The organism is Mitsuaria sp. TWR114, from assembly GCF_007997345.1.
The window spans coordinates 1-7,449 of record NZ_VOSR01000650.1 but is presented as its reverse complement, the minus strand read 5'-3'; the positions used below and the strand labels follow the sequence as shown (position 1 = coordinate 7,449).

Here is a 7,449-nt window from a genome sequence, read left to right as displayed (position 1 = left end):
CGATCAGGATCGCGTTCTTGCAGGCCAGGCCCACCAGCACCACCAGCGCCACCTGCGTGAAGATGTTGAGGTCCCCCGCCTGCATGAAGGGCGGGAAGTGCGACAGCCAGACCCCGAACAGCGCCGACAGGATGCACATCGGCACGATCAGGATGATGGCCAGCGGCAGCGTCCAGCTTTCGTACTGCGCCGCCAGCACCAGCACCACCAGCAGCACCGAGATCGCCAGCACCGCCGCCATCGTCGGGATGGAGAAGCTGCCGGCCTTGATGTCGCGGGTGAGCCGGTCCTGGTAGGTCAGCTCGGTCCACTCGTAGGTCATGCCGCGCGGCAGGTTCTTCAGCCGCTGTTCCATCTCCGCCTCGGCCTGGCCGCTGGAGAAGCCCGGCTTCGCGGCGCCGTTGATGTCGGCGCTCGGGAAGCCGTTGTAGCGCGTCACGCGCGTCGGGCCGAAGGTCGGATCGACGTTCATCAGCGCGCCCAGCGGCACCATCTCGTTGCGCTCGTTGCGCGTCTTCAGGTCGGTGATCGCGCTGGCGTTGGCGCGGAAGGGCGCGTCCGCCTGCACGATGACCTGGTAGGTCTTGCCGAAGCGGCTGAAGTCGTTGACGTACAGCGAGCCCAGGTTGATCTGCAGCGTGTCGTAGATGTCCTGCAACCTCACGCCCATCTGCTTGGCCTTGGTCCGGTCGACGTGGGCGAACAGCTGCGGGACGTTGATGTCGTAGGTCGAGAAGGGCGTGCCGATGCCGCTCTTCTGGTCGCCGTAGATCGGCCCCAGCGTGCCCCAGACGGCGCCGTAGAGCGCCTGTTCGCCCAGGCCGTTGCGGTCCTGCACCTGCACCTTGAAGCCGCCCGCGTTACCCAGGCCGTCCACCGCCGGCGGCGGCACGACGAACATGCGCGCACCCTGGATCTGCTGGATCGCGCCGTTGACCTTGCCCAGGATCGCGTCCTTGGACAGGTCGGCCGAGGTGCGCTTGTCGAAGTCGTCCAGGCCGAAGAACACGATGCCTTCGTTGGGCGCGGCCGAGAAGCCCGCGATCGACAGGCCCGGGAAGGCGATCGAATCACGGATGCCCGGCACCTTCAGCGCGATGTCGCTCATGCGGCGGATCACTTCATCGGTGCGGTCCAGCGTGGCGCCGGCCGGCAGCTGCGCGATGCCGATCAGGTACTGCTTGTCCGGCGCGGCACGAAGCCCGACGGGATGCGCGTGAACAGCAGCGCGGTCAGGCCCAGCAGCACGGCGTAGACGATCAGCGCGGCCGACTTGCGGCGCAGGATGCCGGTCACGCCACGGCTGTAGCCCTCGCTGCGGCGCTGGAAGAAGCAGTTGAACCAGTGGAAGAAGCGGCCGAACAGCTTGTCCATCACCTTCATGATGGGGTCCTTGGGCGCGTCGTGCGGACGCAGCAGCAAGGCCGCCATCGCGGGCGACAGGGTCAGCGAGTTGAACGCCGAGATCACCGTCGAGATCGCGATCGTGACCGCGAACTGGCGATAGAACTGGCCCGACAAGCCCGGGACGAAGGTCAGCGGGATGAACACCGCGCACAGCACCAGCGCGATCGCGATGATGGGCCCGGAGACCTCCTGCATCGCCTTGATCGTCGCCGCGTGCGGCGTGAGGCCGTCCTCCAGGTTGCGTTCGACGTTCTCGACGACCACGATCGCGTCGTCGACCACGATGCCGATGGCCAGCACCAGCCCGAACAGCGTCAGCGTGTTGATCGAGTAGCCCAGCAGCAGCAGCACCGCGAAGGTGCCCACGATGGACACCGGCACGGCCAACAGCGGGATGATGGACGCGCGCCAGGTCTGCAGGAAGATGATCACCACCAGCACGACCAGCAGCACCGCCTCGATCAGGGTGTGGATCACCTTCTCGATGGAGGTGGCGACGAAGCGCGTCGGGTCATAGACGATGTCGTAGCTGACGCCGGCCGGGAAGTTGGCCTTGAGCCGCTCCATCGTCGCGCGCACGTCCTTGGAGATGTTCAGCGCGTTGGACTGCGGGGCCTGGAAGATGCCGATGCCGACCGCTTCCTTGTTGTTGAGCAGGCTGCGCAGCGCGTAGGTGCCGGGGCCCATCTCGACGCGGCCGACGTCGCGCACGCGCACCAGGCCGCCGGTGGCGGTGTCGGTGCGGATGATGACGTCGGCGAACTCTTCCTCGGTGACCAGGCGGCCCTGCGTGTTGATCTGCAGCTGGAAGTCGGTGCCCTTCGGCGCCGGCGGCGCGCCGACCACGCCGGCGGCGACCTGCGTGTTCTGCTCACGGATCGCGTTGGTGACGTCGGTGGCGGTGAGGCCGCGGCCGGCGAGCTTGGCCGGATCCAGCCAGATGCGCATCGCGTAGTCGCCCGAGCCGAAGACCTGCACCGAGCCCATGCCCTGCACGCGCAGCAGCTCGTCGCGCACCTGCAGCTGCGCGTAGTTGCGCAGGTACAGCGCGTCGCGCGAGTTGTCCGGGCTGACCATGTGCACCACCATGGTCAGGTTGGGGCTGGACTTCTCGGTCGTCACGCCGATCTGCCGGACGATGTCGGGCAGGCGCGGCAGCGCGCGGTTGATGCGGTTCTGCACCGCCGTCTCCGCGGCTTCCGGATTGGTGCCGATCTTGAAGGTCACCGTCAGCGTCATGCCGCCGTCGGCGGTGGCCTGGCTGTCGAAGTACAGGACGTTTTCCAGGCCGTTGATCTGTTCCTCGAGCGGCGTGGCGACCGTCTCGGAGATCACGCGCGGGTTGGCGCCGGGGAACTGGGCGCGCACGACGACCTGCGGCGGCGCGACCTCGGGGTACTCGGAGATGGGCAGCCGGAAGATCGCCAGCAGGCCCACCAGGAAGATGAAGATCGAGAGGACCGACGCGAAGCGCGGCCGCTCGATGAAGAAGCGGGAGATATCCATGAACGACCTCGCGCCGGGTTACTTCGACGCGGCCGGGGCGGCGGGAGCGGCGCCTTGCGGCGGGGCGACCGCGCGGCCCTTGTCGTCGAGCTTGGCCTGCTGCGGCGTGACCGGCGCGCCGGGCATCGCATGCTGGAGGCCGTCGATGATCACCAGCTCGCCGGGCTTGATGCCCTGCACCGCGCGGTAGCCGTCGAACTGGGCGCCGACGACCACCGGCCGGGGCGCCACGATGTTGTTGGCGCCGACCACCATCACGACCTTGTTGGCCTGGTCGGTGCCGATGGCGCGGTCGGGGATCAGCGTGGCGGTGTAGCTGCCGGTGCCTTCGAGCTTGACGCGGGCGAACAGGCCCGGCGTGAAGGCGCCGTCCTTGTTGTCGAAGACGGCGCGGCCGCGGATGGTGGCGGTGGCCGGGTTCAGGCGGTTGTCGACGAAGTCCATGCGGCCCTCGTGCGGGTAGCCCTGCTCGTTGGCCAGGCCCAGGTGGACCTTGCTGGCCTGCTCGCGCTTGGCGCCACCGGCGCGGGCGGCGGCGGCGTACTTCAGGAAGGTGGCCTCGCTGGCGTCGAAGTAGGCGTAGACCTTGTCGCTGGAGACGACGGTCGTGAGCACGGGCTCACCCACGTTGACCAGGTTGCCGGGCGTGACGTTGGCGCGCGAGCTGCGGCCGGTGACCGGGGCGCGGACCTGGGTGAACTCCAGGTTCAGCCGGGCTTGGGTCACCGCGGCTTCGGCGGCGCGGATGTTGGCGTCGTTGTTGCGGACGGCGGCCTTGAGCTGGTCGATCTCCTGCTGGCTGACGCCCTGGATCGAGACCAGCTTCTCGGCGCGGCCGAGGTCCGATTTGGACAGCTCGGCGGCGGTGCGCGCGGCGGCGAGCTGGGCCTCGGCGCGGGCGACCTCGGCCTGGAAGGGGCGGGGGTCGATGGTGAAGAGCGGTTCGCCCTTCTTGACCACCTGGCCCTCGCGGAAGTGCACCTTGTCGAGCGTGCCGGCGACGCGGGCGCGGATCTCCACGGTGTCGGGCGCTTCCAGGCGCGCGGTGAATTCATCGAAGTCCTGGACTTCGCGCGCGATCGCCGGGGCGACCGTCACGGGCGGGGGACCGCCATGCTGTTGTTGTTGATCCTGTTGTTGTCCGCAGGCGGTCAGCAGCAGCGCCACGAAGGCGCCAGCGACGGCATTGCGATGGAAAGACGGTCCGACCATGCATCACTCCCGAAAACGCCCGCGGCATCTGTTGCACCGCAGCGTGCGGCGGAATGTAAGCGGTCGGTGAATGACCGCAAAGTGCCGAGGGCAATACCTGTCCCTGAAGCTCAGGCCTTGTCAGGACGTCATTGACTGCCTGGGCAAGGTTGTGCGCAAGTCTCGTCGGGACGGATGCCGGAAAACGTCAGGAGGATTGGGCAAGGACGCCGGACTCCCTCTGAAAACGGCCAGTCGAGACGCCCGACGGAGGAGCCTGCCTGCTAGGGATTGAAGCGCTGCGTGTTCGAAGCGGGTGCGAGTAGCCGCGTCGTGGCGCGCGGAAACTGAACCGGAACGGTGCATCGCGGACGCCTTCGCCGGCATGACGCCCCTGTACGAAGGCATGGGCGCGAGGACGCCAAGAGATGGGTCGAACAGTCGGCAGCAGCCGTTGACCCGAGAGCGCGGCGTTCAGGACAGTCGCTTGGGCGGTCGCTTGGCCTCGTGAATCGCTGTCTGAAGCCGCCGACGGAGCGCGTCATTGGTGAGATCCAGACGCCCTCGGCGAGGGTGAAGCGGCAGCTTGCCAGGCGCCGGTGCAAACCATTCATCGTCGAAGGGCAGCGCATGCCGGTTCACGAGGTCGAACTTGGTCGGCTTCACGAGACCTGTCTTCGCACTTGGCTCAACCACGAATTCGCCGGGAAACAGCATGTTCGTGCGACGGGAGGTCGCGTACGCCACCACGACCACGCTGCCCTTCGGCTCTTCAACGGCCTCTTCGACCTGAAGAACAAGGGCCGGCCGCTCCTTGGGTCCTGGTACGCCGACGTGTTCGGGAAACCGGCACTGAACGATGTCGCCGGACTTCGGCCGCGGCGTCCAATACATGCGGCCTCACAGCAGGGTGTCCAGCACCTTGCCGCGGCGACGGGGCTCCGCCTTGGCGATCGCTTCGTGATGCTTCTTCGTGAGCGGCATGAACTTCTCCAATTCCTCTTCGTTGAACACCTCGTCCCTCAAGCGCGCGAGCGCGAACAGGACGGTCTGGGTTTCGTTGAAACCGAGCTTCTTGGCCATGGCACGCAAGGCGTCTCTCGACACCGTCGTGAGCGTGTCCTCCTTGAAGTTCAGCTTCAGCGCTTGTTGACTCGTGGCGGATGGCATGAGAGCTCCGTAGGGTATGGGGGTGCGGGATGCATAAACAATAGCCAATCCTTATGCATCGCTCAAGCGGAGCGCCTTCCGTCGCGGGCAAGAAAAAACCCGGGCAAGCCCGGGTTCTTCGAGGGGGCGAACCCATCCGGGTTCGCAAGGGTCGCGCTCAATGCACCCCGTGCATCAGCTTCTTCATCCACGGGCTGAGCAGCATCAGCAGCACGCCGGCGGCGGCCGGGATGATGGTGAAGATCAGGAAGAAGGTGGACATCGAATAGGTCGACGAGATCGCGTCGATGTAGGAGCCCGTCGCGCCCGCGATCTTGTTGGCGATGGCCGCGTTGACGAACCAGACGCCGAACATCAGGCCCAGCAGCCGCGCCGGCGCCAGCTTCGAGATGTAGGACAGCCCCACCGGCGACAGGCACAGCTCGCCCATCGTGTGCAGCAGGTAGGCCAGCGTCAGGAAGATCATGCTGACCTGCGCCGTCTTGGCGCCGGCCGGAATGCCCGACGCGCCATACGACAGCGCCGCGAAGCCCAGGCCCAGCAGCACCAGGCCGACGCCGAACTTCACCGGACCGCTCGGGTTCCAGTGACGCTCCCACATCTTGCTGAACATCGGCGCCAGGATCACCAGGAAGAAGGAGTTCAGCACCCCGAACCAGGTGGCCGGAATCTCCGATTGCTCCATCTGGAACTCACGCCCCAGCATCCACAGCGACAGCCCCCAGATCAGCGCCAGCGCCACCACCAGCAGGCCGTTGGACAACGCGTACTTGCCCTCGGTGCTGCGGGAGAGCTTGACCAGCAGCCAGCTCAGGATCGCCACCGGGATCAGCGTCATCAGCGAATTGACGATCTTGAACACCAGCCCGCTGGTGCCCACCAGCGCGCGGTCGGTGTAGTCCGCCGCGAAGATGGTCATCGACCCGCCGGCCTGCTCGAAGGCGAACCAGAAGAAGATCGTGAAGAACGAGAACACGCCGATCGCGATCAGGCGGTCACGCACGATGTGCGCCGGCGTGTCGTCCAGCGGCTCGCTCGCGTCCACCATCGGCGCGTCCTTGCTCGGCGCGCCGCCGATGTCGCCGAAGATGCCCTGGCCGAACCAGAACTGCAGCGCGCCCAGGATCATGAAGATCGCCGCCAGGCCGAAGCCGTAGTGCCAGCCGATCTTCTCGCCGATGTAGCCGCACAGCGAGATGCCGAAGAACGCGCCCGCGTTCACGCCCATGTAGAACAGCGTGTAGCCGCCGTCGCGCTGGCCCTCGTTGTCCTTCGAGTACAGCTGGCCCACGATCGCCGAGATGTTCGGCTTGAACAGGCCCGTGCCCAGGATCACCAGCCCCAGGCCGACATAGAAGGTCGCCTTGGTGTCGAAGAACAGCGCGATGTGGCCGGCCGCGATGATGAAGCCGCCCAGCACCACCGAGCGCCGCGTGCCCAGCAGCCGGTCCGCGATGTAGCCGCCGATGATGGGCGTCAGGTAGACCAGCATCGTGTACCAGCCGTAGAGGCTGGTGGCTTCCTCGCGGGTCCAGCCCCAGCCGCCCTTGGTCGTGGCCGAGATCAGGTACAGCACGAGCAGCGCCCGCATGCCGTAGTAGGAGAACCGTTCCCACATCTCGGTGAAGAACAGGACGAACAGGCTGTTGGGCTGGCCGAGGATGGTCTGCCGCGCTCCGGGAGTTTGAATTGTGTTCAAACGACGCTCCGTGATGGATCGCTGAGGGATCGATGACCCGGCGCTCCGGGTCACGGGAAACCGCGTTCCAGGGATCAGAACGCGTTTGCCGCTGGTCCAGGCCCCGGACCGGTCGATCCCTTGGGGCCCGCCAGCGGCAGGCGCGCCATTGTCAGCGAAAGGTCAGCGTCAACCGCCGCCTCGGGATTAGGGCTCACCCTAGGTCGCGCGGACCTTCCCCAGCGCCCTCGCACGGCGTCCATGGCCGGTTCACGCCGCGTCGACGGCTCAGGGGCGCTCCTCGCGCAGCAGACGCAGGCCGTTGAGCACCACCAGCAGGCTCGCGCCCGCGTCGGCCAGCACCGCCAGCCACAACGAGCCGATGCCCGCCAGCGTGAGCGCCGCCACGATCGCCTTCAAGCCCAGCGCCACGACGATGTTCTGCTTGAGCACGGTCGCCACCCGCTCGGACAGGCCGATCAGCTCCGGCAGCTTGC

Annotated in this window: 5 protein-coding genes and 1 pseudogene; all 6 read right to left on the bottom strand. The window is 66.9% G+C overall.

Translation table 11 applies throughout. The annotated features are described in order from the left end of the window. Positions 1-2,913 (bottom strand): annotated as a pseudogene (locus FUT87_RS21620) (efflux RND transporter permease subunit); the annotation flags it as partial. An 18-nt stretch (positions 2,914-2,931) separates the two neighbouring features. Next, positions 2,932-4,125: an efflux RND transporter periplasmic adaptor subunit gene (locus tag FUT87_RS21615; RefSeq protein ID WP_147242349.1), complete on the bottom strand. Its 1,194-nt coding sequence runs from the start codon at positions 4,123-4,125 to the stop codon at positions 2,932-2,934. Positions 4,126-4,578: 453 nt separating this feature from the next. Further along, the gene (locus tag FUT87_RS21610) at positions 4,579-4,998 is read right to left on the bottom strand and encodes a type II toxin-antitoxin system PemK/MazF family toxin (protein ID WP_147242348.1); all 420 of its coding nucleotides are present in this window, start codon (positions 4,996-4,998) and stop codon (positions 4,579-4,581) included. Positions 4,999-5,004: 6 nt separating this feature from the next. Further along, positions 5,005-5,274 carry a hypothetical protein gene (locus FUT87_RS21605; RefSeq protein WP_147242347.1) on the bottom strand — a complete coding sequence of 90 codons (270 nt, stop codon included), beginning with the start codon at positions 5,272-5,274 and terminating at the stop codon, positions 5,005-5,007. 157 nt (positions 5,275-5,431) lie between these two features. Continuing rightward, on the bottom strand, positions 5,432-6,973 hold the full coding sequence (locus FUT87_RS21600) for a peptide MFS transporter (RefSeq protein ID WP_147242346.1): 1,542 nt from the start codon (positions 6,971-6,973) through the stop codon (positions 5,432-5,434). A 267-nt stretch (positions 6,974-7,240) separates the two neighbouring features. After that, the coding region (locus FUT87_RS21595; protein ID WP_186830691.1) for a hypothetical protein at positions 7,241-7,449 on the bottom strand (209 nt) is incomplete at its 5' end.

Excerpts from the sequence above, each read along its gene's own strand:
- FUT87_RS21615 (WP_147242349.1), bottom strand. The coding sequence starts at position 4,125 with ATGGTCGGACCGTCTTTCCATCGCAATGCCGTCGCTGGCGCCTTCGTG.
- FUT87_RS21610 (WP_147242348.1), bottom strand. The coding sequence starts at position 4,998 with ATGTATTGGACGCCGCGGCCGAAGTCCGGCGACATCGTTCAGTGCCGG.
- FUT87_RS21605 (WP_147242347.1), bottom strand. The coding sequence starts at position 5,274 with ATGCCATCCGCCACGAGTCAACAAGCGCTGAAGCTGAACTTCAAGGAG.